Origin of the sequence: Peribacillus simplex, from assembly GCF_001542915.1 — a bacterium.
In the GTDB taxonomy this organism is placed as follows: domain Bacteria; phylum Bacillota; class Bacilli; order Bacillales; family DSM-1321; genus Peribacillus; species Peribacillus simplex_B.
This window is the reverse complement of the sequence record NZ_LNNH01000010.1, coordinates 14,627-39,729: the sequence shown is the minus strand read 5'-3', so window position 1 is coordinate 39,729 and position 25,103 is coordinate 14,627. Positions and strand designations below refer to the sequence as shown.

The following is a 25,103-nucleotide window of genomic DNA, read 5'->3' as shown; positions in this document are numbered from 1 at the left end:
TTTCGCTGCCATGAATGTAAAGAAGATGGCCACTTGGACATGGCAAGGTCCTAAAATGGCTTAACATAGTGGCTCGAAGAGCCCAAATCTCGTAACCTTTTGTCTACAAACTGTAAGACAGCGAATTACGCTGTCTTTTTTTATGTGTTTTCTTTGATCATTCGGGTAAAGACTATATATATCGTCAAATTGGACAAACTGTGATATCATGAGAGGTACGTACAACTAGTTACAATATGTTTTGAGGAGGATAATATATGTCACAAAATGTAGCAGGTTTAATAGACCACACGTTATTAAAAGCAGATGCAACGAAAGAGCAAATAAAGGTATTATGCGAAGAAGCGCGCGAGTACAAGTTTGCTTCCGTTTGCGTGAATCCGACATGGGTGAAATATGCAAGCGAACTATTGGAAGGTTCAGAAGTGAAAGTGTGTACGGTCATCGGGTTCCCTCTAGGGGCAACCACACCGGAAACGAAAGCGTTTGAAACGAAGGATGCCATCTCCAATGGCGCCCACGAAGTCGATATGGTGATCAATATCGGCGCCTTGAAGGACAAGGATGATGAATTGGTAGAGCGTGATATTCGTGCTGTAGTGGCTGCCTCTACGGGTAAGGCCCTATCAAAAGTGATCATCGAAACTTCATTATTGACTGAGGAAGAAAAAGTCCGCGCTTGCGAACTGGCTGTCAAAGCGGGAACGGATTACGTGAAAACTTCAACTGGTTTCTCGACCGGAGGAGCAACTGTCGAAGATATCGCTCTGATGAGAAAAACAGTTGGACCTGATATCGGTGTCAAAGCTTCTGGCGGAGTCCGCAACACGGCTGACGCTCAGAATGTAATCGAAGCTGGAGCCACAAGAATTGGCGCCAGTGCCGGCGTTTCCATCGTAAAAGGCTTAACGGCTGATTCCGATTATTGATTTTTAATAAGACTTATAAAAAAACAGGCGGAGAAAATGAATCATTTTTCTCCGCCTGTTTTTTATTGATGTTAAAAATAAATTTGATTGTGGTCTAAGAAATACCACTTGCCAATGTGGATTGCTTCCATGTAAAAAGAGGCCTGTATCATTTTTGAATTTGTATATTTCATTATTGGAACCCATGCATTCAAAAAAAAGCTTATTGTGTATTTAGAATGGATAGTAAGGGACAAGAGGGAGTAAACGTGTTGTACTAAATTCATCAAATGGGGGGAGGAATATGAAGAAACGAGCTGGTCATTTACTTTTATAAACAACGTTAGTTTTTTCTTTAATTAGCATTTCGACTGCTCTGCTGTACCTAAAAAAGCTGATGCATGTTATCCTGCATACAAATGTATGTCCAGATCAATTTTACCCACAAATTATACATGAATGCTTAGCAATGAAGATAGAACAAAAGGGGCATTCATTGGTCCGTAATTCCCTGGAGTTGGGATACCTTCTTTCCTTTCAGCCACTGCATTAGGTGTGAAAGCATAAGACTAATTATAAAAAGATTAGCTAAAATCACTCCCCCCTTAATATCTATGCGTTTAGGTTAAGTCTATCTTATATAAGGCTGTCCAGTAGATAGTGCCATTGACTTTTAGGATGAGCCTTTATTCTTTCGAGCTTGGCCGATGCACCCAAAGGATGAGGTTGGAGAAGTGGCGTGCGACTGGCAAGACAGCCAGCGAAGTCAGGATATTGAAAAGGACGCTTGCGTGAGCGAGTTGGGTCGCTTTGTTTTCGGTGAAAAAGGCAGCCGTTCGTTCCAGGATATCGACAAAGGGCAGGAAAGCGGCAACCCCGAGGACATTAAGCCAAATATGGGCATAGGCTGTAAAGGCAGCTTGTCTGCCTGAACCGATGCTGGCCATGTATCCGGTGATGCATGTGCCGATATTGGAACCGAGCATGATGATGATGGCGGAAGAGACGGATAGTTCCCCGTTCATCAAGAAACTCATCGCGATCCCGATGGTTACCGAACTGGAGTGGATGAGTGCCGTTAATGTGATTCCCGCTACTAACGCAAAACTCATATGGCTTTCTATGTAACCGATGATCGTTTGGATGGATGGGTAAGCGGCAATAGGTGTCGAGAGCGTTTTGAATCCTCCCATCGCCGCAAAGATGGCTGAGATGCCGATGAGTGACATTCCCAAGCTTCTCGGCAAAACTTTGGGCATGAAGCAAAGGAGGGCTCCGCAGATGACGCCGGGAATGATCCATCGATCTAACGTGAAGCTCATGAACTCAGCCGTGAGAGTAGAGCCTATATTCGTTCCAAGGATAATCCCGATCGTTTGCGGGAAAGTTAAACTTCCTGCAGAAACGAGCCCGACCGTCATGACCATGACGGCTGAGCTGCTCTGAAGGATGCCGGTAAATACGGTTCCGGCGACAAACCCTTTCCATGGCTTATCCGTTACCTTTGCGAGGAAAGTCTTCAGTGCGGCGCCTGACATATTGAACAGTCCGATTCGCAAGACTGACATTCCTGCAAGAAACATCGCTATGTAGAGTCCGAATAAAAATAGCTCATGCATGCTCTCACCCCCTCTTAAGCATATGGTCCAGTTGGGGGAGACATGCTTTAAAAAGGGTTCTTTTTAGTGGAATGATCGTTTAGGGAAAAAAATCCTATAAGAACATGAGAATAATTCAAAATAAGTTTGATTATATTGGTTGACCTGATAAAGATGATATATTATAATTGTTTAGTACATGTATAACATGTTGACAACTTGAGTTAGTGTGTTGTTTTCGGAGGGAGGGAAAGAGATGTCTAAAACCGTCGTTCGTAAAAACGAATCGCTTGAAGATGCTCTTCGTCGTTTCAAACGTACTGTATCTAAAGCAGGATCGCTTCAGGAAGCTAGGAAGCGTGAATTTTATGAAAAGCCAAGCGTAAAACGTAAGAAAAAGTCTGAAGCTGCAAGAAAACGTAAATTCTAAGAGAGGGTGGAAAGATGAGTCTTCTCGAGCGTTTAAATAATGATATGAAACAAGCGATGAAGAACAAGGAAAAGGACAAACTATCTGTTATTCGGATGCTGAAGGCTTCTATTCAAAACGAAGCTCTTAAGCTGAGACAAGATTTAACAGATAATGAAGAATTGACAGTGCTCTCTCGCGAATTAAAACAACGCAAAGACTCCCTCCAGGAGTTTGAAAACGCAGGTCGTTCCGATCTCGTGGATAAAGTCCGCACCGAACTAGTATACGTAGAGGCATATATGCCTGAGCAACTTTCAGAAGAAGAGATTTCTGACATCGTTCAACAGACGATCGAAGAAGTCAATGCAACATCCAAAGCAGATATGGGGAGAGTTATGGGAGCTTTAATGCCTAAAGTTAAAGGTAAAGCGGATGGTTCTCTAGTTAACAAATTAGTATTACAACATCTATCTTGAACTCGAAACTTAAAACTCGAAACCTAACCGCAGGCAAATTGCCTGTGGTTTTTGTGTATTTCACGAGGTTTTTATGCGTATATTATTGTAACGGAGCTCGATGGAGTGACGGCATTTACAAATTTATTTGCTTTTTTTTGAAACCTTTTTCATATACATACGTAATAACTAAAGAACAGAGTTAAGGGTAACTTCGGGTGCCCTTATCCCGATTTTAGTTACGAATTGAATTCAGGTAAGGATCCTTCTGGAATTTGGTGGGACTTACAGCGTTTAATTAAGGGGAAGGGGGCGTTCCGCCTGAAAATTTGGCGTTGTATATCTGTACTCCTATTAGGGTTGCTGTTCACCATGTCATCGTTTGGGGGATTGGCGGCTTCTGCACAGGAGAAACTCGTTTACCATGTTCCGATTGAAGAAACGGTGGAAAAGGGACTTTCGGCTTTTTTGGAGCGCGCGCTGAACACCGCTGAAGCTGCTGATGCAGATCTTGTCATTTTCGAGGTGAATACCCCTGGCGGTGCTGTCGATGCAGCTGGGGAAATTGCCAAGCTACTGTCGGATTCTCCGGTAAAAACCGTTGCCTATGTCAATAACAGGGCTTTATCTGCGGGTGCCTACATTGCCCTTAGTGCAGATGAAATCTACATGGTCCCAAGTGCTACGATGGGATCGGCGGCCGTGATTGATTCGGCGGGGAATGCTGCAAGCAAGAAGGCGCAGTCCTATTGGCTGGCTGCGATGAAGACGGCAGCGGAACAAAACGGACGGGATCCGAAGTTCGCCCAGGCGATGGCGGATGAAGACATCAACCTTCCCGAATACGGAGCAGGAAAAGGAAAACTGCTCACATTTACAGCTGAACAGGCTAGAAAGGCTGGATATAGTGAGGGGATCGTTTCGGGAAAGGCGGAGCTATACAGCAAACTTGGGGTCGAGGATGCCGAGATCCGAACGATCGAAGAAAGCTTTCCTGAAAAACTTGCCCGTTTCTTGACCAATCCGATTGTCGTTCCGATATTATTGACGATTGCGGGCATCGGGATTGTGATTGAATTGTTTTCGCCTGGCTTTGGCATTCCGGGAGTCATTGGAGTTTCCAGCCTTGTATTGTTCTTTTATGGTCATCTTGTCGCAGGCATCACCGGCTATGAATCGTTGGCGATGTTCATCATCGGGGTCATCCTCGTGCTGGCGGAATTTTTCATCCCAGGGGGAATTATCGGACTGCTTGGATTTACGGCGATCGTGGGGAGTTTGTTCCTCGCTTCGGATGATCCGGTCCATATGACGATATCCCTGCTTATTGCGGTTACCGTATCGATTTTGGCATTCATCCTACTTGTAAAGGTGTTTGGAAAACAAATGAAATTTTTCAGAAAAATGATTTTAACCGATGCAACAAAGACGGAGCAAGGGTATGTTAGCAATCCGAATCGAGTCGATTTATTAGGTGTAAAAGGGAAGGCCCTAACCGATTTACGGCCTTCGGGAACTGCTTTGATCAATGATGAGAGAGTGGATGTCGTGACCGAGGGAAGCTTCATTTCCAGAGGATCGTCTCTCACCATCGTGAAGGTTGAAGGATCTAGGGTAGTCGTCCGGGAAATTCCGGATGCGATTTAAAAATTAAAGGAAACAGGAAGGATGAATTCTTACGTGATAACATCAGGAACAGTTTTTATTGTACTGGCAGTGATTGCTGCCATCATCGTATTATCGGTATTTTTCACATTCGTGCCAGTCATGCTCTGGATTTCCGCTTTGGCGGCAGGAGTCAAGATCAGTATATTTACATTGGTGGGGATGAGACTTCGCCGTGTTATACCAAGCAGGGTCGTCAATCCCCTCATCAAGGCACATAAGGCAGGAATCAATGTTTCGACGAATCAATTGGAGAGCCATTACCTGGCAGGAGGTAATGTCGATCGCGTCGTGAATGCATTGATCGCTGCGGAACGTGCCAATATCGTGCTGCCTTTCGAGCGTGGGGCTGCCATTGACCTTGCCGGTCGTGATGTACTGCAAGCGGTTCAAATGAGTGTTAACCCTAAAGTGATCGAAACGCCGTTCATCTCCGGTGTGGCGATGAACGGGATCGAAGTGAAAGCGAAGGCAAGGATCACGGTTCGTGCCAATATTGAACGTCTAGTCGGTGGTGCCGGTGAAGAAACGATCATTGCCCGAGTGGGAGAAGGGATCGTATCGACGATCGGTGCTTCGAAAATGCATACGGATGTCCTTGAAAATCCCGATCTGATTTCCAGAACGGTATTATCAAAGGGATTGGATTCGGGAACGGCATTTGAAATCCTTTCCATCGATATCGCTGAAGTGGATATCGGGAAAAACATCGGGGCCATCCTACAAACGGACCAAGCCGAAGCCGATAAGAAAATTGCCCAGGCCAAGGCCGAAGAGCGCCGTGCGATGGCTGTTGCCCTTGAACAGGAAATGGTTGCGCGCGTTCAGGAAATGCGTGCGAAGGTTGTCCAATCCGAAGCGGAAGTACCGCTGGCCATGGCCGATGCGCTTAAAAGCGGGAACCTTGGTGTGATGGATTATATGAACATCCAAAATATAACCGCTGATACGGATATGCGCGGTTCGATCAGCAAAATCTCCGAAAATCCAAAAGATAATAACAATAACAACCATAACAACTAGGTTAGGGAAGGGAGGTCTTTAAATGGGAGATATCATTGATTTCTTTCTCGGGAACCCATTCCTAATCATTATCTTGATCGGCATTGTATCGTCCATGTTAGGAAGAAAAAAGCAGTCTCAGCAAAGTGATGCCCCTAACGGTCCTCCTAAAAAGAAGTGGCAGGATGTCATGAGGGAGCTTCAAGGTGAGGGGCAGGGGAACCAGCAGCAAGGTCCTGCCCCTGCACCTGTAAGGAAAGTCGAACAGCAGGCACCTCAGGCTGCCGAGATAATCGATGAGACGAAGAATGAAGCGAACCAAAGGATTGCCGAGCTTAGGCGGCTTCAGCAGAAGTACGATCAGGAACGTTTATATCAGAAGGCGAAGGCAGACAATATTGCCTCAGCCATATCCGATAATAGAAGTCCCGTTTATCGCAAAGGGCCTTCTTTCGGGAAAAAGCAGCTGATTGATGGCATCATCATGTCAGAAGTGCTGGGACCGCCAAGGGCGAAGCGAAGTCTCCAGAGGTCTAGAAAATAAGCGGACATCTCTCGTGACCGATTCATGAAAAAATACACTTTCATTCCCAGATAATTTTGTGCTAGAACCCCCTTTCACCTCATACATTGAGATGAAAGGGGGTTCTTTTTTATGGCTCGCAATTGGGGAAAAAAAATGAAACAGCTTATGACCAAAACAATGGACCTTCCGCAAGATGTCATGATGGACCTGCCGCGAATTACGATGATCGGACAATTACATATTTACATTGAAAACCATCGTGGCTTATTGGCTTTTACGGACAGTGAAGTACGATTGATGTTAAAAAATGGTCAGCTGCTGATAAAGGGAAGCTCCTTTGTCATAAAGACGATCTTGCCTGAAGAAATCATGCTTGAAGGCAAGATCGACAAAGTTTATTTTATTAATGAATGATCCCGGGAGGTCTCCATGAAAAACCAATGGACAAACTATTATACAGGCTATGTAAAAGTGAAGGCACATGGAAAAGGTGCAGAACGGCTTATCAATATGTTGACACGAAGGGGGCTTCATATCTGGGATGTGAAGCGCGTCGGTAGTGAGGCCCTGATTTTCCATATGGACTTCAGGGATATCCCGAAACTTCGGCAGGTCATGCGCAAAAGCGATTGCAAGGTATCGTTCATGCAGGGGAGGGGCTTTCCTTTCCTAGTGAAGAGAGTGATGAAAAACAGCGGGTTCCTGGTCGGTCTCATTGCGTTCCTGCTTTGCATTTTCGTGCTTTCCAATATGGTGTGGGGCATTGAGGTGAAAGATGCGAAGCCGGCAACCGAGCATGCCATCCGCAAAGAATTGGACAAGATGGGCGTGAAGATTGGCAAGGTGCAATTTTTCGTTGATGATGTGGATACCATCCAGCGTAAGCTTTCGGATCGGATCGGTGCATTGACGTGGGTTGGGGTCGAGCTCAAGGGAACGACGTACCATTTCCGTGTCGTTGAAAAACGGCAGCCGAAGGAAGTCGAGAAAACATCGCCGCAAAATTTGGTGGCCTCGAAAAAGGCGGTTATTGCTGATATGTATGTAAAAAAAGGGCAATCTATAGTAAATGTGAATGATTATGTCGGAAAGGGACAGCTTCTCGTTTCAGGTTTGATTGGAAAAGAAGATAAGCAGGAAATCGTATCGGCACAGGGAGTAATCAAAGGGAAAACCTGGTACAATGCAGAGGTGAAAATTCCATTGAAAACTAAATTTTCTGTTTTGAACGGAAATGAAACGAATAAGCACTATTTAAAAATGGGCGACTTTTCCCTGCCTGTATGGGGATTCAAGGATCCGAAATATGACAAACAGGAAAAGGAAACGACGGTCAGGCCTTTTCACTTCCTGCAATGGAAACTGCCGATCTCCTATAAACAGGTAACCTTAAGAAGCAAGGAGGATATCGTCCGGAGTTATACGAGGGAAGAGGCGGTGAAGGAAGGTAGGAAAATGGCTAAAGCCGAATTGAAAAAGCATTTGGATGAGGAAGATGAAATCATCGAAGAAAAAATTTTGCACGAAAGCATGGAGAATGGTAAAGTTAAATTGTCTATACATTACCAAGTTATTGAAGATATAGCGATTGGACAACCAATCATTCAAGGAGACTAACGAATGGCAGATGATGTGAAAGTAATTAAGCTTGAAATCGAGTCACCTAATGAAGCGATCGCTTTGTTGGGCAATGGAGATTCAAATGTTAAAGTGCTTGAAGAGGAGCTGGGCATTTCCGTCATTACCCGCGGTGAAGCCGTCAGCGTCGCTGGCGCCATCGATCGGGTAACGATGGGACAGGAAATCCTGAAAGCCCTATTGACAGTGATCAGAAAAGGAATTGCAATCAGCTCTAGAGATGTGCTTTATGCCATTGAATTGGCTAGAAAAGGAACCCTTGAGTATTTCGGTGAATTATATGATGAGGAAGTCGCCAAGACGGCCAAGGGGAAATCGATTAAAGTCAAAACGATTGGGCAGAGATATTATATCCAGGCGATAAAGAAGCACGACCTCGTTTTTGGAATCGGGCCCGCCGGAACAGGGAAGACCTATCTCGCCGTAGTGATGGCGATCAATGCGCTAAAAAATGGACAGGTTAAGCGGATCATCCTGACAAGGCCTGCCGTGGAAGCTGGCGAAAGCCTCGGTTTTCTTCCAGGCGACCTGAAGGAAAAGGTAGATCCTTATCTGCGGCCGCTTTACGATGCTCTGCATGACCTCCTGGGGATGGAGCAGACCCAGAGGATGATAGAGCGAGGGACGATTGAAATCGCTCCCTTGGCTTATATGAGGGGCCGTACGCTTGAAGATGCCTTTGTCATTTTGGATGAAGCCCAAAATACGACGGAAGCCCAGATGAAAATGTTCCTGACCCGCCTTGGCTTCGGGTCGAAGATGGTCATTACCGGGGACCGGACCCAGATTGACCTTCCTAAGGGGATGAAGTCAGGATTGGTAAGGGTAGAGGAGATTTTGAAGAATGTCAAAGGCCTTTCCTTCGTTTACTTCGAACAAAGCGATGTTGTGCGACATCCGCTTGTTGCCAAAATCATCACTGCTTACGAACAGGCAAAGGTATAAGAACGAATCCGCCATTTCAATCGGCGGATTTTTCGTGATGTGCCCAAATGTCCCGCCTTTTTCTTGAAAAAGTGGAAATGGGGCGAGAGAAGCCTTACATTTATCTAATACGCAGGTGAAAAATGATATGAAAACTGTTATGATTTTACATATCTAGAATAATAACCATCAATTTTTTAGGAGGACCTTCCTTGAATCGTATCCAGAAATTCTTCGCTAAACTTAAAGGGCTATTGGTCCATCGTTTTTTTCAAGTGCTTTTGTTCATCATTCTTGGTGTATTTGCTTATGGGTTAATGTTTTCCAACGTTAAACCGGAAAGAGTCCAAGTGGAGCTTTTTAAGCCCGCGGAACAGACAATCCGTTCAACCAAGACTGTGGAAGATACTTATAAGACGGAACAGGAAAAAGAAGAGATAGCTAAACAGGTGGCGGATGTATATTCGTTGAAAAAAGAGTATGCCAAGAATAAAGTCGACCTGATTTCATCGATTTTCGATACGGCGATCGAGGTGAAAAAGGAAACCGATCCCGATAACGAACATATAAAGGATGGGGAGAAGGAGAATAAAAAGGAAACCTTGAAGACGGATGCCCAAAAGGTTTCCATTCTAAAAGAAAAATTGACTGATGAGGTCAATAAAAATATTGAGGAATCCGTTTTCCTTGCTTTAGTTCAGGCGGATGAAGATGAGCTGAAGATTGCGAGGGACTCCACCATCACTGCGGTGAATAATGTGATGAGCAACAGAATTGCAGCGAGTGATGTCGAAAATGCGAAGAAAAAGGTCGTAGAGGAACTGGGCTATATGAGTATCAGCAGTGATATGAAAAAAGCCTCTAATTCCTTGGCGCGCACGGCGATCATCCAAAATGTTTTCTTTGACAAGGATAAAACGGAGGAACAGCGGAGGAAAGCGATTGAAAGCGTGGAGCCGATCCGAATCCTCCAAGGGCAGATCATCGTTGAGGAAAATCAGTTAGTGGACAGGGACGTATATCGGCAGCTTGAACTGGCAGGTTTTGTGAATACCGAGTCGACCATTTACCCGTATATCGGGCTGCTGTTATTCATCGTGTTGACCTTTGCTGCCTTTTATTACTTTTTCACCTTTTCCATTTCCAAAAAGGAGAACAAGTACAATCAATTATTGATTTTCAGTCTTGTCTTTATCCTTTCAATGGCCATGATGAAAACGATCAGCATTCTGGCGGACATGAAAAACTCGAATTTGGAATATATTTTTCCGGTTGCCATGTCTGCGATGCTCATCAAGATATTATTGAACGATAAGCTAGCGGTGGCGATGATCATTTTATTAGGTTCTTATGGAACGATCATATTCAATGGAGATACGCCTGGAAATCTCGATATTTCGATGGGGCTTTATATTATTTTCGGTGGATTGACGGCAATACTCATCTTATCGAGGCTTAATTTTAAATCAAAAGTGCTGGTGGCGGGTCTGTTGCTGTCTTTAATCAATATGGCCTTTGTATTTTCGCTTATCTTTATGATGGACGGACATTATACTAGAATGGAGTATTTGTATTATGCTGTTGCCGCCATAGGTTCCGGTGTGGGCTCGGCTGTATTGACGATGGGCCTGCTGCCATTTTTTGAGTCAGGTTTCGGGATCCTATCATCGATGAAGCTGATCGAACTGTCAAACCCGAATCACCCCTTATTGAGGAAGATCCTGATCGAGGCGCCAGGAACCTACCATCACAGTGTGATGGTCGCCAATTTGGCGGAATCCGCTTGCGAGGCGATCGGTTCGAATGGCCTGCTCGCAAGGGTCGGCAGTTATTATCATGATATCGGCAAAACGAAAATGCCGCATTTTTTCATCGAAAATCAGATGAACGGAGATAATCCGCATGATCGGCTGCAGCCTGAAACGAGCAGGGATATCATCATTGCCCATGCCGTGGATGGCGGGGAGATGCTGCGGAGCCATAAATTCCCTAAAGAAATCGTGGATATTGCGGAGCAGCATCATGGGACCACCTTGTTGAAATTTTTCTACCACAAGGCTAAGAAACAGGATGATGCCACGCTTGAAGATGCTTACCGATATCCTGGACCGAAGGCAATCATGAAGGAAGTGGCGGTCATCGGCATTGCCGACAGTGTAGAAGCTGCCGTGAGGTCGATGCAGCATCCGACTCCGGACAAGATAGAAGAACTGGTAAGTTTCATCATTCAGGAGAGGATCCAAGATGGTCAATTTGATGAATGTGACATTACTATGAGAGAATTAAGTATCGTGAAGCATTCCTTATGTGAATCGCTGAACGGTATCTTCCACTCCAGGATTGAATATCCGGAGCTGGATAAATTAGGACAGAAGGTGAAAGAATGATTTTAGCGATCGATTTAATGGATGAAACGAATGAAGTGACGGAAGAAGCGCAACAGCTTGTTGAAAGCATTTTGCAATTTGCGGCAAAAAAAGAAAAGATCGAAGAAGATACTGAGTTGTCAGTTACATTTGTGGACAATGAGAGAATTCGTGAAATCAATAAGGAGTACCGTCATAAAGATGCAGCCACTGATGTCATTTCCTTTGCACTTGAAGAAATGGGTGAAGATGAAGTCGAGATTATTGGAGGGGAAATGCCCCGCATGTTAGGCGATATCATCATTTCCATCGAGCGGACGAAAGAGCAGGCTGAAGAATATGGGCATTCTTTCGATCGGGAGCTTGGATTTTTGGCGCTTCATGGCTTCCTTCATTTATTGGGATTCGATCACATGAATGAAGAAGAGGAAAAAGTGATGTTCACAAAACAAAAGGAGATCTTGGAAGAATATGGACTTTCAAGAGAAGGATAAAAAAAGGTATCCTTTAATTAAAAGTTTCTCTTTTGCCTGTCAGGGAATTTTGGAGGCAGTTCGAACGGAGCGCAATATCAAGATACATTTTGCGCTAACGGCAATCATCCTATTCTTTGGCTGGTTTTTCTCCTTGAATGGGATGGAATGGCTCTTCATATTGGCAGCGATAGCGGGAACGATTGCATTGGAGCTCGTCAATTCAGCGATTGAAAGGGTAGTGGACCTGGTTACAGATCAATTCCATCCATTGGCCAAGCAGGCAAAAGATATTGCAGCCGGAGCTGTATTCATATATGCTATATTTTCTATCATTGTTGGATTGATTATTTTTTTGCCTAAGCTGGGCCTTTAGCTTTCAGTGAGGCACTCAATTTGAAAGGAAGATGAGAATTGAATACGAAAGAATTGATTGAGGAAGCTAAATTAGCAAGGGAAAAAGCATATGTGCCTTATTCCAAATTCAAAGTGGGCGCAGCCCTTTTAACCGTTGATGGCAAGGTCTACCATGGTTGTAATATAGAAAACGCCGCTTATAGCATGTGCAATTGTGCCGAGAGGACCGCTTTGTTCAGCGCATATGCACATAATGATAAGGCATTCACCAAACTTGCGGTCGTGGCAGATACAGACGGCCCCGTATCTCCATGCGGAGCGTGCAGGCAGGTTATATCTGAACTGTGTGATAAGGATATGCCGGTTGTTTTGACCAATTTAAATGGTGATATAAAAGAATTAACAGTACAGGAATTGCTTCCAGGAGCTTTTTCACCGGAGGATTTAAATGGATAAATTATTTCAAGATACACAAGAAAAAGGTTACAAATCAGGTTTCATCTCGATTATCGGCCGCCCCAACGTTGGAAAGAGTACGTTCTTGAACCGCGTCATTGGTCAAAAAATCGCCATAATGAGTGACAAACCGCAAACGACTAGAAATAAGGTGCAAGGTGTCCTTACGCAAAACGACTCACAAATGATATTCATCGATACGCCTGGAATCCATAAGCCGAAGCATAAGCTTGGTGATTTCATGATGAAAGTGGCAACGAATACATTGAAAGAGGTCGACTTGATTCTTTTCATGATCAATGCAACCGAAGGATATGGCCGCGGTGATGAGTTCATCATTGAAAAACTTCAAACCGTAAAAACGCCCGTTTTCCTAGTGGTTAACAAAATCGACGCGATGCATCCGGATGAGCTGCTGCCGATCATTGAAAAATATCAACAGCTTTATCCTTTCGCGGCAGTCGTTCCGATTTCTGCACTTGAAGGGAATAACGTCGATACACTGCTTGAGCAAATCAAGGAGCACCTGCCTGAAGGTCCCCAGTTTTATCCTGCTGACCAAGTGACCGACCACCCGGAGCGTTTCATCATTTCCGAATTGGTCCGCGAAAAGGTGTTGCACCTGACGCGTGAAGAAATTCCGCATTCGGTGGCCGTTGTCATCGATTCCATTAAAAAGATGGATAACAGTGATACCATTAATGTGATGGCGACCATCGTCGTCGAACGTGATTCCCAGAAAGGCATCGTCATCGGAAAGCAAGGGAAGATGCTCAAGGAAGTCGGAAGCCGTGCGCGCGTGGACATCGAAAACCTATTGGGCTCGAAGGTATTCTTGGAACTATGGGTCAAGGTACAGAAGGATTGGCGCAATAAAGCCAGTCAGCTTCGAGATTATGGATTCAATGAAAGCGAATATTAATTAACAAATTTTACGCTTCATGAAAGTTTGGAAAACGGTCAAGCTAATTATATGGTCGGATATTCATATTGCTAGTTAAAAATGAAAGGTGGGCTTTATATGTTGGATTTTACCTGGGAATTATTTAGTGAAACAGGTAATGTGGACACCTATTTGCTGTTTAAGGAGATAGAAGTCGAAAGACAGGAAAGACCCTTGGTACTGAAAGAAGAGCTAGCAGAATTTGATTTTCCCGTTTCATAGGTTAGTCTTGACGAGTGTGGGTGGTGTCTTGGTGTGCTCCAAAAATGTGAAGGCATTGTCATAAGGCGAACGGCATATGGAGAAAATAACAAAATCATTACTATTTATACCCGTGAGCTAGGAAAAATTGGCGTTATGGCTAGAGGGGCCAGTAAACCTAACAGTAGGCTATCGGCCGTCACCCAGCTTTTTTGCTCCGGGTATTTTCTTGTAACCACATCAACCGGACTCGGAAGTCTTCAGCAAGGGGAAATGGTCGACTCGCTCCGGTTCATCAGGGAAGATCTTTTTGCCACTGCGTATGCTTCTTACATCGTGGAGTTGCTCGATAAAAGCGTCGAGGATAAAAAACCGAACCCATATTTGTATGAATTGCTTGCGCAAACCTTGCATTACATAAACGAAGAATATGACGCAGAGGTCTTGAAGTTCATTTTTGAAATGAAGATGCTGCCAGTCAATGGGATTAACCCAGTGCTTAATCAATGTGCTGTTTGCGGGGAAACGGAAGGGGAATTCTCCTTCTCGCTCCGGGAAGCGGGGTTCATTTGCCACCGCTGTCTAGGCAAAGATCCTTATCATTATAAAATTTCACCTGCAGCCGTCAAATTGCTGCGGATATTTTATTATTTGGATTTATCCAGGCTCGGAAACATTTCCGTCAAGCCGGAAACGAAAAAGGAACTGCAGAAAATCATTGATGCTTATTATGAGGAATATTCCGGTCTTCATTTGAAATCAAAAAAGTTCCTGAAACAGATTGATACGATGAAAGATATGTTTTAAGACCTGGCCTATTGACATTCCGTGATAGTTTGTATAAAATTCTAATCATTAAAATAGAAGATTGCGTTGATGGAAAAGAGTATCTGTCATTCTCCATAAAAAGCGAGCCCGGGACGGTGGAAGCCGGGATATGGATTTACAGGGAAGGGCGTTTCCGGAGCATGTTGCTTTGAAAAGAGGCCGTTTTATGACGGCAATTAGGGTGGAACCGCGGGTAAACTCTCGTCCCTATGCATAACGCATAGGGACGGGAGTTTTTTGTTTGCAAAAAACTGTTGATGAACTCCGGTCCTGAATGTACAAAGAGCCGTTTTAAATAATTTGGAGGTGTACAATGAATATTCAAAATATGATTTTAACGCTACAAAAGCATTGGTCTGAACAGGGCTGCATATTAATGAATGCTTATGATGTCGAGAAAGGGGCAGGGACGATGAGCCCTTACACGTTCCTAAGAGCGATTGGCCCTGAGCCGTGGAGCGTTGCTTATGTCGAGCCATCACGCCGCCCGGCAGACGGCCGGTACGGCGAGAATCCCAATCGCCTGTATCAGCATCATCAATTCCAGGTGATCATGAAGCCTTCACCTGACAATATCCAAGAGTTATATTTGGATTCACTGCGGGCGTTAGGCATAAATCCGCTTGAGCATGACATTCGCTTCGTCGAGGATAATTGGGAAAACCCATCACTTGGATGTGCAGGCCTAGGTTGGGAAGTATGGCTTGATGGGATGGAAATCACCCAATTTACATATTTCCAACAAGTGGGCGGCCTTGAGTGCAAGCCGGTTTCCGTTGAAATTACGTACGGAATCGAACGCCTCGCCTCCTACATTCAAGATAAGGAAAACGTATTTGACCTTGAATGGACAGAAGGATTCACTGTTCGCGATATATTTGGTCAGCCGGAATACGAGCATTCAAAATATACCTTTGAGACCTCGGACCTTGATATGCTGTTCCAACTGTTTACGATGTATGAAAAGGAAGCACATCGCCAAATGGAAGAAGGTCTTGTTCACCCAGCCTACGATTATGTTTTGAAATGTTCACATACATTTAACCTTTTGGATGCAAAAGGGGCCATCTCGGTTACGGAAAGAACCGGATACATTGCCCGATGCCGAAACTTAGCGCGTAAGGTTGCCAAAACCTTCTATGAAGAGCGGGAAAAATTAGGCTTCCCGATTCTGAAAGTGAAAGGGGAGAATACAAATGAGCAAGCGTGATTTGTTATTGGAAATTGGTTTGGAAGAGCTGCCGGCCCGGTTCGTGACAGCGTCGATGAACCAGCTGTCGGATAAAGTGCAGAAATGGCTGACGGAAAAAGCAATTGAATTCGGAACGGTTGAAGCTTTTTCAACACCAAGACGTTTGGCCGTATTGGTGAAAGATGTGGAAGAATCCCAAAAGGATATTGAAGAAGAAGCAAAAGGACCGGCAAAGAAAATCGCCTTGGATAGTGAAGGGAACTGGTCCAAAGCAGCTTTGGGATTCGTCAGGGGTCAAGGCATGACTTCCGAGGATATTTATTTCAAGGAACTTAAGGGTGTTGAATATGCCCATGTGAATAAATTCATCAAGGGACAGCCGACTTTACAGCTTTTATCCGAGCTTGCTGAAATCATCAGCGGGATGACGTTTCCGAAAAATATGCGATGGGCCGATCAAGAGCTACGCTTCGCCCGTCCGATTAAGTGGCTGATTGCCCTATTCGGTCATGACGTCGTGCCATTTTCAATTGCGGACGTGCAGACGGGCCGTGAAACGAAAGGTCATCGTTTCTTGGGTGAAAAAGCAATCATCGAGAACCCGGACCAGTATGAAGGAACGTTGACGGAGCAATTTGTTATGGCCGATCCTGATAAACGCCGGCAAGTCATTTTAGATCAAATTAACGGACTTGAGCAGGAAAAAGGCTGGATCATCCCCGTTGATGAATCGTTGCTGGAAGAAGTCAATAATTTAATCGAGTATCCAACGGTCCTATTTGGTCAATTCGAGGAAGAGTTCCTTGAGCTTCCAGCGGAGGTCCTGATCACTTCGATGAAGGAGCATCAGCGCTATTTCCCTGTCAAGGACCAAGAAGGCAAATTACTTCCATACTTTGTAACCGTGCGTAACGGAGATGCCAAGCACTTGGATAAGGTTTCTAAAGGCAATGAAAAAGTATTGCGGGCCCGCTTATCCGATGCAGCATTTTTCTACAAGGAAGATCAGAAAAAAGAAATTTCAGATGCTTTGAAAAAGCTGGACAGCATCGTCTATCATGAAGAAATCGGTACATTAGCCGAAAAAACTGAGCGCGTGACGGAAGTGGCGGGCAAGCTCGCGGACGTCCTGAATTTAGGGAAAGAAAAAGAATGGGCCCTCCGTGCTGCTGAAATCGCCAAGTTCGATTTGGTGAGCCATATGGTTTATGAATTCCCGGAATTGCAAGGTTATATGGGCGAAAAATACGCGCTTCTAAAAGGCGAAGCCAAAGAAGTGGCTGCGGCCATCAACGAACACTATATGCCAAGACATGCGGATGACGATGTACCGCCGTCGGTGATAGGTGCGGTTGTAAGTTTAGCGGAAAAAATGGATACGCTCGCGTCTTTCTTTGCCATTGGCGTCATTCCGACAGGGTCCCAGGATCCATATGCTTTAAGGAGGCAGGCGAGCGGGGTCGTCCAGATCCTTGCCGAGAAGAAATGGAATGTTTCACTAGAGGAGCTCATCGCTTTAAGCCTTAAAGGTCTCGAAGCAAAGGGAATCTTAAAACGAGATGTAGCAGAAGTTAAAGCGGATATGTTCACTTTCTTCAAAGCAAGGATCAAGCATCTCCTGCAAGAAGAGCAAATCCGCTACGATATGATTGATGCAGTTCTTTTCAATAAAGTCGGGTATATCCATTCCATCGTCGAGCGTGCCCACGTCCTCGAGGCGAAAAAGGAAGAAGCGGGCTTTAAAGAAAGCATCGAGGCTTTAAGCCGGGTCATGAACATCGCCGGAAAATGTGATGAAAAAGTGACCGTCGATCCAAGCGCTTTTGAAAATGATCAAGAAAAAGCACTTTATGAAAAGTATCAGCAGGCAGCAAGGCAATATACCAAATCCCAAAATGAAGATGAGCGGTTTGAATTGCTTATTTCACTGCAAACCGAAATAGAGGCGTATTTCGAAAATACGATGGTCATGGCAGAGGATGAAGCCCTCCGCACTAACCGATTATCGCTCATGAAAGATATCAGTGATTGGGTGGGAAGCTTCGCGGCAATGAATAAAATCATCCTTTGATGAAGTGGGATGCAAGGCAAAGGGAAATCCTGTTTTTGAAATGGGTTTCCGCCTTTGCCAAAAGATAAATAGGACAAACATGCCTTTATTAAATAATTTAGTATATAATTATTAAATGAATAACTTTTGTTACTTTGCTCTGCGAAACGCAGTGGGGTGGTGATTACAATCCAATTAAATAAGCGTCAGGAAACTATTTTGCAAATTGTTAAAGAAAATGGACCGATCACTGGAGAACATATTGCAGATAGATTGAATCTTACAAGAGCTACACTTCGTCCCGACCTAGCGATTTTAACGATGGCAGGTTTCCTCGATGCCAGGCCGCGTGTGGGGTATTTTTATACAGGCAGGTCGGGTACACAGCTTTTGACGGACAGCCTGAACCATCTATATGTACGAGATTACCAATCGATCCCCGTCGTTGTGGATGAGGGCATCTCCGTTTATGATGCAATCGTCATGATGTTTTTAGAAGATGTCGGGACCATGTTTGTCGTCGATAAACATGCATTGCTTGTCGGCGTCTTATCCAGAAAGGACTTGTTGCGTGCCAGTATTGGCAAACAGGAGCTTAACTCCATTCCAGTCAATATCATCATGACCAGGATGCCCAATATTACGATGTGCTCAAAAGAAGACCTTCTGATAGATGTTGCCAAAAAATTGATAGATAAACAAATCGATTCATTACCGGTCGTCAAGGACACAGATAAAGGCTATGAAGTAATTGGAAGAATTACAAAAACCAATATAACCAAAGCATTCGTAGCTTTGGCTGATGAAGGGTATTAGGGGGCTTGCAAAAGGGATGACGGAGAATATGAAGGGTTCTATTATATATGTTGTATCGGATTCAGTAGGGGAGACGGCTGAACTGGTTACCAAAGCAGCAGCCAGCCAGTTTGCTGGGTCGGCTTTTTCCATAAAGCGAATTCCGTATATTGAAGACGAACAGAACGTGGATGAAGTGATTTCACTGGCTAAGCTAGATGGGGCGATCATTGCTTATACCCTTGTGAAGCCAGCTATCAGGGCGTATATGAAGGCACAGGTCGAACGTGAAAACCTGTCTGCTTATGACATTTTAGGACCGCTCATGGACATCCTCCAGGAAAGGGCGCCAAAAGGACCGCTCAATGAACCTGGTCTTGTAAGGAAGCTGGATGATGATTATTTCAAGCGTGTTGAAGCGATTGAATTTGCCGTGAAGTATGATGATGGCCGTGATCCTCGAGGCATTTTACGCGCAGATATCGTTCTTGTCGGCGTCTCTCGCACATCAAAAACGCCGCTCTCACAATATTTAGCCCACAAACGCTATAAAGTGGCGAATGTGCCATTAGTTCCTGAGGTGGAGCCGCCAGAAGAATTGTTCCTGGTCCCCCCGGAAAAATGCATTGGTCTAAAGATCAGTCCAGAAAAGCTGAACCATATCCGCAAAGAACGGTTGAAGTCACTCGGGCTGAATGATCATGCCATTTACGCAAATGTGGAGCGCATAAAAGAAGAGTTGACATACTTTGATAAGATCATCTCAAGGCTGAACTGTCCGATCATTGATGTAACCAATAAGGCAGTGGAAGAAACAGCCAATTTGATCATCAATATCCTGCAAAACAAAAATCGCTGATCGTTACACTTTCATAAATCGGGAAAAACCAAAATGTGAGCTGGACACTTGTAGTGTCAGCTCACATTTTAATGCTAAGCCTCCTTTAGGGGATTGCGAACAAAATTAGAATAAAATTACATATTTCACTTCTTCGATTGCATGAAAATATAAACGTAATTTAAATGTTGGCATCTTCCAAACAAATAGACTATAATAAAAAATTGTGAGAAAAAAGTAATCTTAAGGTTTAGACTTAATTAATAAGGAATAAACTAAAGGTTAGTGAGATGTCAAGGTTTTTATCATAAAAATAATTCGACATGTTCCGTATAATTTTAAATGGGCCCGCTCTGCTTTTAGCGCAATGTGCGGCACATCCACTTAAATTAGCAGGTATTCCTTGAAGAATAACGTTGGCTGTTTTAGAGAAGGTACTCTGAACTAATGCCGAAACATTCACTATATCTTCATAAAGTTTAGGGGAGAAAAAGGATTATGCAGAAAGATGTAGAATTAAAAGGTATGAATGATAAACCTACGATACATGTCGATGCCGATGCATGCCCGGTGAAAGACGAGATCCTCCATTGTGCCCGTTTGCACGATATTGATGTCTGTTTTGTTGCATCATATAAGAATATGATGAATGACCCTGAAGGGAAATGGGTATATGTCGATGCAGACAAGGAAGCCGCGGATCTTTATATAGTAAACTCAGTAAAAAAGGGTGATATTGTCGTTACTGCAGATATCGGATTGGCTGGGACCCTGCTTCCTAAAGGTGTTTACGTTCTTTCTCCAAGGGGAAAGGAATACACGGACGAGAATATTTTCATGCTCCTGGATATGCGGTATCAGTCGGCTAAGCTGCGCAGGCAAGGTAAGCATACGAAAGGGCCGAAACCATTCACGAAGGAAGATCGCCTTAGCTTTACAAATAAACTTTTGAAAACTTTGTCGAACTTTGCAGGGAATTAGGAATCCGTATCGAATTAGAAACTATCACCGATATGGCAAGGTGGAAAAATGATAAATGGCCGTATAGAAGATGAGAAAATTAACCAAATTCGCGAAGCTGTGGACATTGTTGATCTAATTGGGGAGTATGTCCAGCTGAAGAAGCAAGGGCGCAATTACTTTGGCCTTTGTCCTTTCCATGGTGAAAACTCGCCCTCGTTTTCCGTTTCACCGGATAAACAAATCTTTCACTGTTTCGGATGCGGGGCGGGCGGAAACATTTTCACCTTCTTGATGGACATAGAAGGCTATAATTTTGTGGAATCGGCAAAAGCTTTAGCCGAAAAAGGAAATGTTCCTTTGGATGTTGAAGTTAATAAGGATTCCAAACGTTCCAACATGCCTGCCGGCTCGCAGCAAATGGTTGAAGCCCATGACCTGCTGCGGAAGTTCTATCATCATCTCCTCGTTAACACGAATGAGGGGCAGGAAGCCCTCGAATACTTGCTTAAGCGGGGTTTTACCGAAGAGACGATAGAAAAGTTCCAAATCGGCTACTCGCTGGATTCATGGGATTTCGTGTCCAAGTTTCTTTTGAAACGTGGATTTCCGGCGGAATATATGGAGCAGGCAGGGCTTATTATTTTCAGGGAAAAAGACGAGTCATATTTTGACCGTTTCAGAAATAGAGTCATGTTTCCAATTATGGATCATCAAGGAAATACGATTGCGTTTTCAGGGAGAGCGATGGGGGACGATGAGCCCAAATATTTGAATAGTCCCGAAACGCCAATCTTTAATAAAAGTAAAACTTTATATAATTTTCATCAAGCAAGACCACATATACGAAAGAAAGAACAAGTTGTTATCTTTGAGGGCTTCGCCGATTGCATTTCAGCTGTGCGTGCAGGGGTGGAGAATTCGGTCGCAACAATGGGTACTGCCCTGACGGAGCAGCATATCCAACTGCTTAAAAGGAATACCGATCAGATACTTATCTGCTACGATTCGGACTCTGCGGGTTTGAATGCTGCCAATCGTGCAGTGAATATGTTACAGGACCAAGACTTTTCAGTGAAGGTCGCTCTCATGCCTGATAACTTGGACCCCGATGACTACATAAAGGAATTCGGTGAAAAAAGCTTTGTTTCTGAAGTAATAGGGGCCAGTTTAACCTACATGGCATTCAAAATGCATTATTTGCGTCGAGGGAAAAATGTAAATAATGAAGGAGATCGAATTCAATATATCGAAGAAGTCCTTAAGGAAATTTCACGATTGCCCAATGCAGTGGAGAGGGATCATTATCTCCGGCAAATATCCTCTGAATTTTCCCTGTCATTGGATGCGCTGGAGCAGCAGCAGCGACAAGTGTTCTTTACCGAACGGAAGAAGGGGACTTTGCCGCAGCCAGCAGCCCAAAAGAAAATGGCCCTGCAATATGAGCATAAGTTAAAGCCTGCACATCATAATGCTGAAACGAAGTTGATTGCCCATATGCTTAAAAGCAGGGATATGAGTTTCAAAATTCAGCAGTTGCTTGGCCAAACATCCTTTCATGTAGATGAACATCAGGCAATCATCACCTATTTATATGCGTTCTATGAAGATGGACACGAACCGGATACAAGCTTTTTCCTAACGTATTTACCGGATCCAAACTTGAGAAGGATCGTTTCGGAAATAGAAATGATGTCAGTGAATGAGGAAGTTACCGATAAAGAGCTGACCGATTGTATAAATCAAGTGTTGAAATATGAAAAGTTGTTAAAGATAAAAGAAAAACAAGTTGAAGAAAAAGATGCAGTCAGACGAAGCGATTATGTCACCGCTGCACAAATAGCCATGGAAATCATTAAATTGCGTAAAATGTTGTAGTTGTTTAGGTGTAAGTCCTGGAAGGAGGGGAACTAATGGCTGAAAAACCAGCACGTTCCAAACAAGTTGATAATGAGTTTAGCCTTGAGCAGGTGAAAGAAAAATTATTAGAGCTAGGAAAAAAACGAGGCTCTTTGACTTTAGAAAAAATCGCTGAAATGATTGGCGGTTTTGAATTGGATTCCGATCAAATGGATGAGTTCTATGAGGTGTTGACTGAAAATGGCGTCGAAATCCTCACTGATGGCGAGGAAGACGATGATGAAGATGATCCAGATGAAAAGAAACTCGCAAAAGAAGAAGAGTTCGATCTGAATGATTTAAGTGTTCCTCCCGGCGTTAAGATTAATGACCCAGTCCGGATGTACTTGAAGGAAATTGGCCGGGTCGACCTATTATCCGCGGAGGAGGAAATCTCCTTGGCTACGCGAATCGAAGATGGGGATGAAGAAGCGAAACGCCGTTTGGCTGAAGCTAACCTACGTCTGGTTGTCTCCATTGCCAAACGCTATGTAGGACGCGGCATGCTTTTCCTTGATTTGATTCAGGAAGGGAATATGGGTCTGATCAAAGCGGTGGAGAAATTCGATTACCGCAAGGGATTCAAGTTCAGTACGTATGCAACATGGTGGATCCGCCAAGCCATTACCCGCGCCATTGCCGACCAAGCAAGAACGATCCGGATACCGGTGCATATGGTCGAAACCATCAATAAATTGATTCGTGTTCAAAGGCAGCTCCTTCAGGATCTAGGGCGTGAGCCTTCACCGGAGGAAATTGCGGAGGATATGGACTTGACGCCTGAAAAGGTTCGCGAAATCCTGAAAATAGCTCAGGAGCCGGTTTCCTTGGAAACGCCGATAGGTGAAGAAGATGATTCGCATTTAGGTGACTTCATTGAGGATCAGGATGCGACTTCGCCATCGGAGCATGCAGCATATGAATTATTGAAAGAACAGCTTGAGGACGTATTGGACACACTGACCGATCGTGAAGAAAACGTCTTGAGACTGCGCTTTGGACTTGATGATGGCCGTACACGGACGCTTGAAGAGGTAGGTAAGGTGTTTGGAGTTACCCGCGAGCGTATCCGCCAAATCGAAGCGAAAGCGTTACGTAAGCTAAGGCACCCAAGCCGCAGCAAACGTCTGAAAGATTTCTTGGAATAATATAGGTATGCCCTTCACAGAGCCCTCTTTGAATGCCCAGCGTTCGGGAGCGGCTTTTTTTTTGCCAATTCGCGATGAATGTAAATGCACACGGATTGCCAGCCGCGGCTAAAGGCCGTTTAATAAGAACTGATGGTCATGAGGATGTGAAATTCATGGATGAGATGAGAAAGAAAATCATCATTCAAGAAATAAATGCCTGGAAGGAAAGTCGCATGCTTCCGGAGCAATATTGTAATTACCTGCTTACATTATATTCTGAAGGCGAAAGGCCCCCAGCCAATTCGTATGAAAACCGGAAGGGAAAAAAAGATCTCTCTTCCATGCTGTGGATGGGAGCGCTTTTTGCATTTATTGTATTTTTGAATTATTTTACTGAAATACCCATAAGAATGCAAATGCTTCTGACAACTATTTCAATCATTGTCTTTGGGCTGATGGTCCGCCGCTTCATTGGCAGGAAGCTCGTATTTCAGATGGCCTTGATGGGTATGGCTCTATCCTTGCTTTTATTGTCGGTCGGCCTGGCTGATTTCATGGCACCTGGAAAAGTGGGGATTCTATGCTCGTTCTTGTTTTTGAATTGCGGATTCTGGATTGCACTCGGTGTTAAATTGAAATTGCTTCATTTCTCGATCGCAGGAGGCTTGGGCGCTGCCGTCACTATTTATTTTTTGCTGTTGTAATCCAAACGGGTTTTGGCGGTTTTATATGGTGAATTCAGGGTATTATGAAATATATGTAAGTTAAAGAGAAATGTTTGGAAATATACATAAATTTTTGACAATTTTAAGAAATTATATAATATCTTCTATTTTTGGGGTTTTACTTGAAACCCTTTTCAAGTAAAATAATATATAGTTGTTTGTATATAATATTAAATATGGTAAGTTTAGGTTCTACATAGGGGAGGAAAGACAATGAATCGCAATCCAGTAATGCCTTTTATTATTATCATGGTTTTTGGTATTGGACTTATGTTTTTACTTTCGTTTAAAGGTTTGGGTGATGCCAAAGATCTTGCCAAGGAAAAAGAGGGCGGCGCAAAGACTGAAGAATCTGACAGTGCCTCTGCTTCACCCGAGGACATCTATAAGAAAAACTGTATCTCCTGTCACGGTAATGCCTATCAGGGCGGTGTCGGACCAGCTCTTAAAGGCGTGGGTGATCGTCTTTCGGTAGACCAGGTGAAAGAAGTCATCACCAATGGGCGTGGCGCCATGCCAGCAGGCTTGGTAGAAGAACAGAACATTGACGCCATGGCCAAATATATTCATGGATTGAAATAATGCACGGAAACTGACTCGAAAAAATCGTTGGAAGGCGAGGCTTTGGGTCGGTTTTTTTGTATTTATGAAAAGGGAGCCACGTACAAGAAGGTATCCTTCTATCCAGTGATGGGAAGCTTCTTTTCTCTTTCTGTAATTTTTTCATGGAACTTGTTATAATCGAATGGGAAACTAATTATC

General features: G+C 44.0%; 26 protein-coding genes and 1 other annotated feature. Of the genes, 25 read left to right on the top strand and 1 reads right to left on the bottom strand.

Going from position 1 to position 25,103, the window contains the following annotated elements; all coding sequences use genetic code 11:
• Positions 1–257: 257 nt before the first annotated feature.
• Positions 258–929, top strand: a complete 672-nt coding sequence (gene deoC / locus AS888_RS02800; protein WP_061140688.1) for a deoxyribose-phosphate aldolase — start codon at positions 258–260, stop codon at positions 927–929.
• A gap of 665 nt (positions 930–1,594) precedes the next feature.
• On the opposite strand, the gene AS888_RS02795 is transcribed toward deoC, so the two are convergent.
• Positions 1,595–2,527: a Na/Pi symporter gene (locus AS888_RS02795; RefSeq protein WP_061140687.1), complete on the bottom strand. Its 933-nt coding sequence runs from the start codon at positions 2,525–2,527 to the stop codon at positions 1,595–1,597.
• Between the two features lie 235 nt (positions 2,528–2,762).
• Here AS888_RS02795 and rpsU point away from each other — a divergent pair, with 235 nt between their 5' ends.
• From rpsU to cccA, 24 genes are all read left to right on the top strand, one after another.
• Positions 2,763–2,936: a 30S ribosomal protein S21 gene (gene rpsU / locus AS888_RS02790; protein WP_028391853.1), complete on the top strand. Its 174-nt coding sequence runs from the start codon at positions 2,763–2,765 to the stop codon at positions 2,934–2,936.
• A 14-nt stretch (positions 2,937–2,950) separates the two neighbouring features.
• A complete protein-coding gene (locus AS888_RS02785) occupies positions 2,951–3,394 on the top strand; it encodes a GatB/YqeY domain-containing protein (protein WP_061140686.1) in 444 nt (147 codons plus the stop codon).
• Positions 3,395–3,745: 351 nt separating this feature from the next.
• A complete protein-coding gene (locus AS888_RS02780; RefSeq protein ID WP_081092278.1) occupies positions 3,746–5,020 on the top strand; it encodes an NfeD family protein in 1,275 nt (424 codons plus the stop codon).
• Positions 5,021–5,041: 21 nt separating this feature from the next.
• Positions 5,042–6,061 carry a flotillin-like protein FloA gene (gene floA, locus AS888_RS02775; protein ID WP_100530832.1) on the top strand — a complete coding sequence of 340 codons (1,020 nt, stop codon included), beginning with the start codon at positions 5,042–5,044 and terminating at the stop codon, positions 6,059–6,061.
• A gap of 22 nt (positions 6,062–6,083) precedes the next feature.
• Positions 6,084–6,584 (top strand): hypothetical protein, encoded by a 501-nt coding sequence (locus tag AS888_RS02770; RefSeq protein ID WP_061140685.1) that lies wholly within the window; start codon positions 6,084–6,086, stop codon positions 6,582–6,584.
• 111 nt (positions 6,585–6,695) lie between these two features.
• Positions 6,696–6,980, top strand: coding sequence for a sporulation protein YqfC (gene yqfC / locus AS888_RS02765; RefSeq protein WP_061140684.1), 285 nt, complete (start codon positions 6,696–6,698; stop codon positions 6,978–6,980).
• Positions 6,981–6,995: 15 nt separating this feature from the next.
• On the top strand, positions 6,996–8,183 hold the full coding sequence (gene yqfD, locus AS888_RS02760) for a sporulation protein YqfD (protein ID WP_061140683.1): 1,188 nt from the start codon (positions 6,996–6,998) through the stop codon (positions 8,181–8,183).
• 3 nt (positions 8,184–8,186) lie between these two features.
• Positions 8,187–9,149 (top strand): PhoH family protein, encoded by a 963-nt coding sequence (locus tag AS888_RS02755; RefSeq protein WP_061140682.1) that lies wholly within the window; start codon positions 8,187–8,189, stop codon positions 9,147–9,149.
• A gap of 191 nt (positions 9,150–9,340) precedes the next feature.
• Positions 9,341–11,515: an HD family phosphohydrolase gene (locus AS888_RS02750; protein ID WP_061140681.1), complete on the top strand. Its 2,175-nt coding sequence runs from the start codon at positions 9,341–9,343 to the stop codon at positions 11,513–11,515.
• Positions 11,512–11,988, top strand: coding sequence for an rRNA maturation RNase YbeY (gene ybeY / locus AS888_RS02745; RefSeq protein WP_061140680.1), 477 nt, complete (start codon positions 11,512–11,514; stop codon positions 11,986–11,988). Before AS888_RS02750 ends, ybeY begins: the two co-directional genes overlap by 4 nt.
• Complete coding sequence (locus tag AS888_RS02740) at positions 11,966–12,343, top strand: diacylglycerol kinase family protein (RefSeq protein ID WP_061140679.1); 378 nt, start codon at positions 11,966–11,968, stop codon at positions 12,341–12,343. The genes ybeY and AS888_RS02740 overlap by 23 nt, the downstream gene beginning before the upstream one ends.
• 38 nt (positions 12,344–12,381) lie before the next feature.
• Positions 12,382–12,780: a cytidine deaminase gene (locus AS888_RS02735; RefSeq protein ID WP_061140678.1), complete on the top strand. Its 399-nt coding sequence runs from the start codon at positions 12,382–12,384 to the stop codon at positions 12,778–12,780.
• Complete coding sequence (gene era, locus AS888_RS02730; protein ID WP_061140677.1) at positions 12,773–13,702, top strand: GTPase Era; 930 nt, start codon at positions 12,773–12,775, stop codon at positions 13,700–13,702. Before AS888_RS02735 ends, era begins: the two co-directional genes overlap by 8 nt.
• A 99-nt stretch (positions 13,703–13,801) precedes the next feature.
• The gene (locus AS888_RS24835; RefSeq protein ID WP_081092277.1) at positions 13,802–13,945 is read left to right on the top strand and encodes a YqzL family protein; all 144 of its coding nucleotides are present in this window, start codon (positions 13,802–13,804) and stop codon (positions 13,943–13,945) included.
• A 33-nt stretch (positions 13,946–13,978) separates the two neighbouring features.
• Positions 13,979–14,731 carry a DNA repair protein RecO gene (gene recO / locus AS888_RS02725; protein WP_061140676.1) on the top strand — a complete coding sequence of 251 codons (753 nt, stop codon included), beginning with the start codon at positions 13,979–13,981 and terminating at the stop codon, positions 14,729–14,731.
• Positions 14,732–14,788: 57 nt separating this feature from the next.
• Positions 14,789–14,964: a binding site (T-box leader), on the top strand.
• Between the two features lie 101 nt (positions 14,965–15,065).
• On the top strand, positions 15,066–15,962 hold the full coding sequence (gene glyQ / locus AS888_RS02720; protein WP_061140675.1) for a glycine--tRNA ligase subunit alpha: 897 nt from the start codon (positions 15,066–15,068) through the stop codon (positions 15,960–15,962).
• Positions 15,949–18,015 carry a glycine--tRNA ligase subunit beta gene (glyS, locus tag AS888_RS02715; protein ID WP_061140674.1) on the top strand — a complete coding sequence of 689 codons (2,067 nt, stop codon included), beginning with the start codon at positions 15,949–15,951 and terminating at the stop codon, positions 18,013–18,015. Before glyQ ends, glyS begins: the two co-directional genes overlap by 14 nt.
• Before the next feature lie 156 nt (positions 18,016–18,171).
• On the top strand, positions 18,172–18,810 hold the full coding sequence (locus tag AS888_RS02710) for a helix-turn-helix transcriptional regulator (RefSeq protein ID WP_061141029.1): 639 nt from the start codon (positions 18,172–18,174) through the stop codon (positions 18,808–18,810).
• 28 nt (positions 18,811–18,838) lie between these two features.
• Positions 18,839–19,648 (top strand): pyruvate, water dikinase regulatory protein, encoded by an 810-nt coding sequence (locus tag AS888_RS02705; protein ID WP_061141028.1) that lies wholly within the window; start codon positions 18,839–18,841, stop codon positions 19,646–19,648.
• A gap of 504 nt (positions 19,649–20,152) precedes the next feature.
• The gene (locus AS888_RS02700) at positions 20,153–20,608 is read left to right on the top strand and encodes a YaiI/YqxD family protein (RefSeq protein WP_061141027.1); all 456 of its coding nucleotides are present in this window, start codon (positions 20,153–20,155) and stop codon (positions 20,606–20,608) included.
• 51 nt (positions 20,609–20,659) lie between these two features.
• The gene (gene dnaG / locus AS888_RS02695; protein ID WP_155645384.1) at positions 20,660–22,465 is read left to right on the top strand and encodes a DNA primase; all 1,806 of its coding nucleotides are present in this window, start codon (positions 20,660–20,662) and stop codon (positions 22,463–22,465) included.
• Between the two features lie 35 nt (positions 22,466–22,500).
• The gene (gene rpoD / locus AS888_RS02690; RefSeq protein ID WP_061140672.1) at positions 22,501–23,634 is read left to right on the top strand and encodes an RNA polymerase sigma factor RpoD; all 1,134 of its coding nucleotides are present in this window, start codon (positions 22,501–22,503) and stop codon (positions 23,632–23,634) included.
• Positions 23,635–23,708: 74 nt separating this feature from the next.
• Positions 23,709–24,320, top strand: coding sequence for a hypothetical protein (locus AS888_RS02685; protein WP_061140671.1), 612 nt, complete (start codon positions 23,709–23,711; stop codon positions 24,318–24,320).
• Between the two features lie 234 nt (positions 24,321–24,554).
• The gene (gene cccA, locus AS888_RS02680) at positions 24,555–24,923 is read left to right on the top strand and encodes a cytochrome c550 (protein ID WP_061140670.1); all 369 of its coding nucleotides are present in this window, start codon (positions 24,555–24,557) and stop codon (positions 24,921–24,923) included.
• Positions 24,924–25,103 lie beyond the last annotated feature (180 nt).

Bases quoted from the DNA above. Each gene is read 5' to 3' on its own strand.
- deoC (WP_061140688.1), top strand. From the start codon at position 258: ATGTCACAAAATGTAGCAGGTTTAATAGACCACACGTTATTAAAAGCA.
- AS888_RS02795 (WP_061140687.1), bottom strand. From the start codon at position 2,527: ATGCATGAGCTATTTTTATTCGGACTCTACATAGCGATGTTTCTTGCA.
- rpsU (WP_028391853.1), top strand. From the start codon at position 2,763: ATGTCTAAAACCGTCGTTCGTAAAAACGAATCGCTTGAAGATGCTCTT.
- AS888_RS02785 (WP_061140686.1), top strand. From the start codon at position 2,951: ATGAGTCTTCTCGAGCGTTTAAATAATGATATGAAACAAGCGATGAAG.
- AS888_RS02780 (WP_081092278.1), top strand. From the start codon at position 3,746: ATGTCATCGTTTGGGGGATTGGCGGCTTCTGCACAGGAGAAACTCGTT.
- floA (WP_100530832.1), top strand. From the start codon at position 5,042: ATGAATTCTTACGTGATAACATCAGGAACAGTTTTTATTGTACTGGCA.
- AS888_RS02770 (WP_061140685.1), top strand. From the start codon at position 6,084: ATGGGAGATATCATTGATTTCTTTCTCGGGAACCCATTCCTAATCATT.
- yqfC (WP_061140684.1), top strand. From the start codon at position 6,696: ATGGCTCGCAATTGGGGAAAAAAAATGAAACAGCTTATGACCAAAACA.
- yqfD (WP_061140683.1), top strand. From the start codon at position 6,996: ATGAAAAACCAATGGACAAACTATTATACAGGCTATGTAAAAGTGAAG.
- AS888_RS02755 (WP_061140682.1), top strand. From the start codon at position 8,187: ATGGCAGATGATGTGAAAGTAATTAAGCTTGAAATCGAGTCACCTAAT.
- ybeY (WP_061140680.1), top strand. From the start codon at position 11,512: ATGATTTTAGCGATCGATTTAATGGATGAAACGAATGAAGTGACGGAA.
- AS888_RS02740 (WP_061140679.1), top strand. From the start codon at position 11,966: ATGGACTTTCAAGAGAAGGATAAAAAAAGGTATCCTTTAATTAAAAGT.
- era (WP_061140677.1), top strand. From the start codon at position 12,773: ATGGATAAATTATTTCAAGATACACAAGAAAAAGGTTACAAATCAGGT.
- AS888_RS24835 (WP_081092277.1), top strand. From the start codon at position 13,802: ATGTTGGATTTTACCTGGGAATTATTTAGTGAAACAGGTAATGTGGAC.
- glyQ (WP_061140675.1), top strand. From the start codon at position 15,066: ATGAATATTCAAAATATGATTTTAACGCTACAAAAGCATTGGTCTGAA.
- glyS (WP_061140674.1), top strand. From the start codon at position 15,949: ATGAGCAAGCGTGATTTGTTATTGGAAATTGGTTTGGAAGAGCTGCCG.
- AS888_RS02705 (WP_061141028.1), top strand. From the start codon at position 18,839: ATGAAGGGTTCTATTATATATGTTGTATCGGATTCAGTAGGGGAGACG.
- AS888_RS02700 (WP_061141027.1), top strand. From the start codon at position 20,153: ATGAATGATAAACCTACGATACATGTCGATGCCGATGCATGCCCGGTG.
- rpoD (WP_061140672.1), top strand. From the start codon at position 22,501: ATGGCTGAAAAACCAGCACGTTCCAAACAAGTTGATAATGAGTTTAGC.
- AS888_RS02685 (WP_061140671.1), top strand. From the start codon at position 23,709: ATGAATGTAAATGCACACGGATTGCCAGCCGCGGCTAAAGGCCGTTTA.
- cccA (WP_061140670.1), top strand. From the start codon at position 24,555: ATGAATCGCAATCCAGTAATGCCTTTTATTATTATCATGGTTTTTGGT.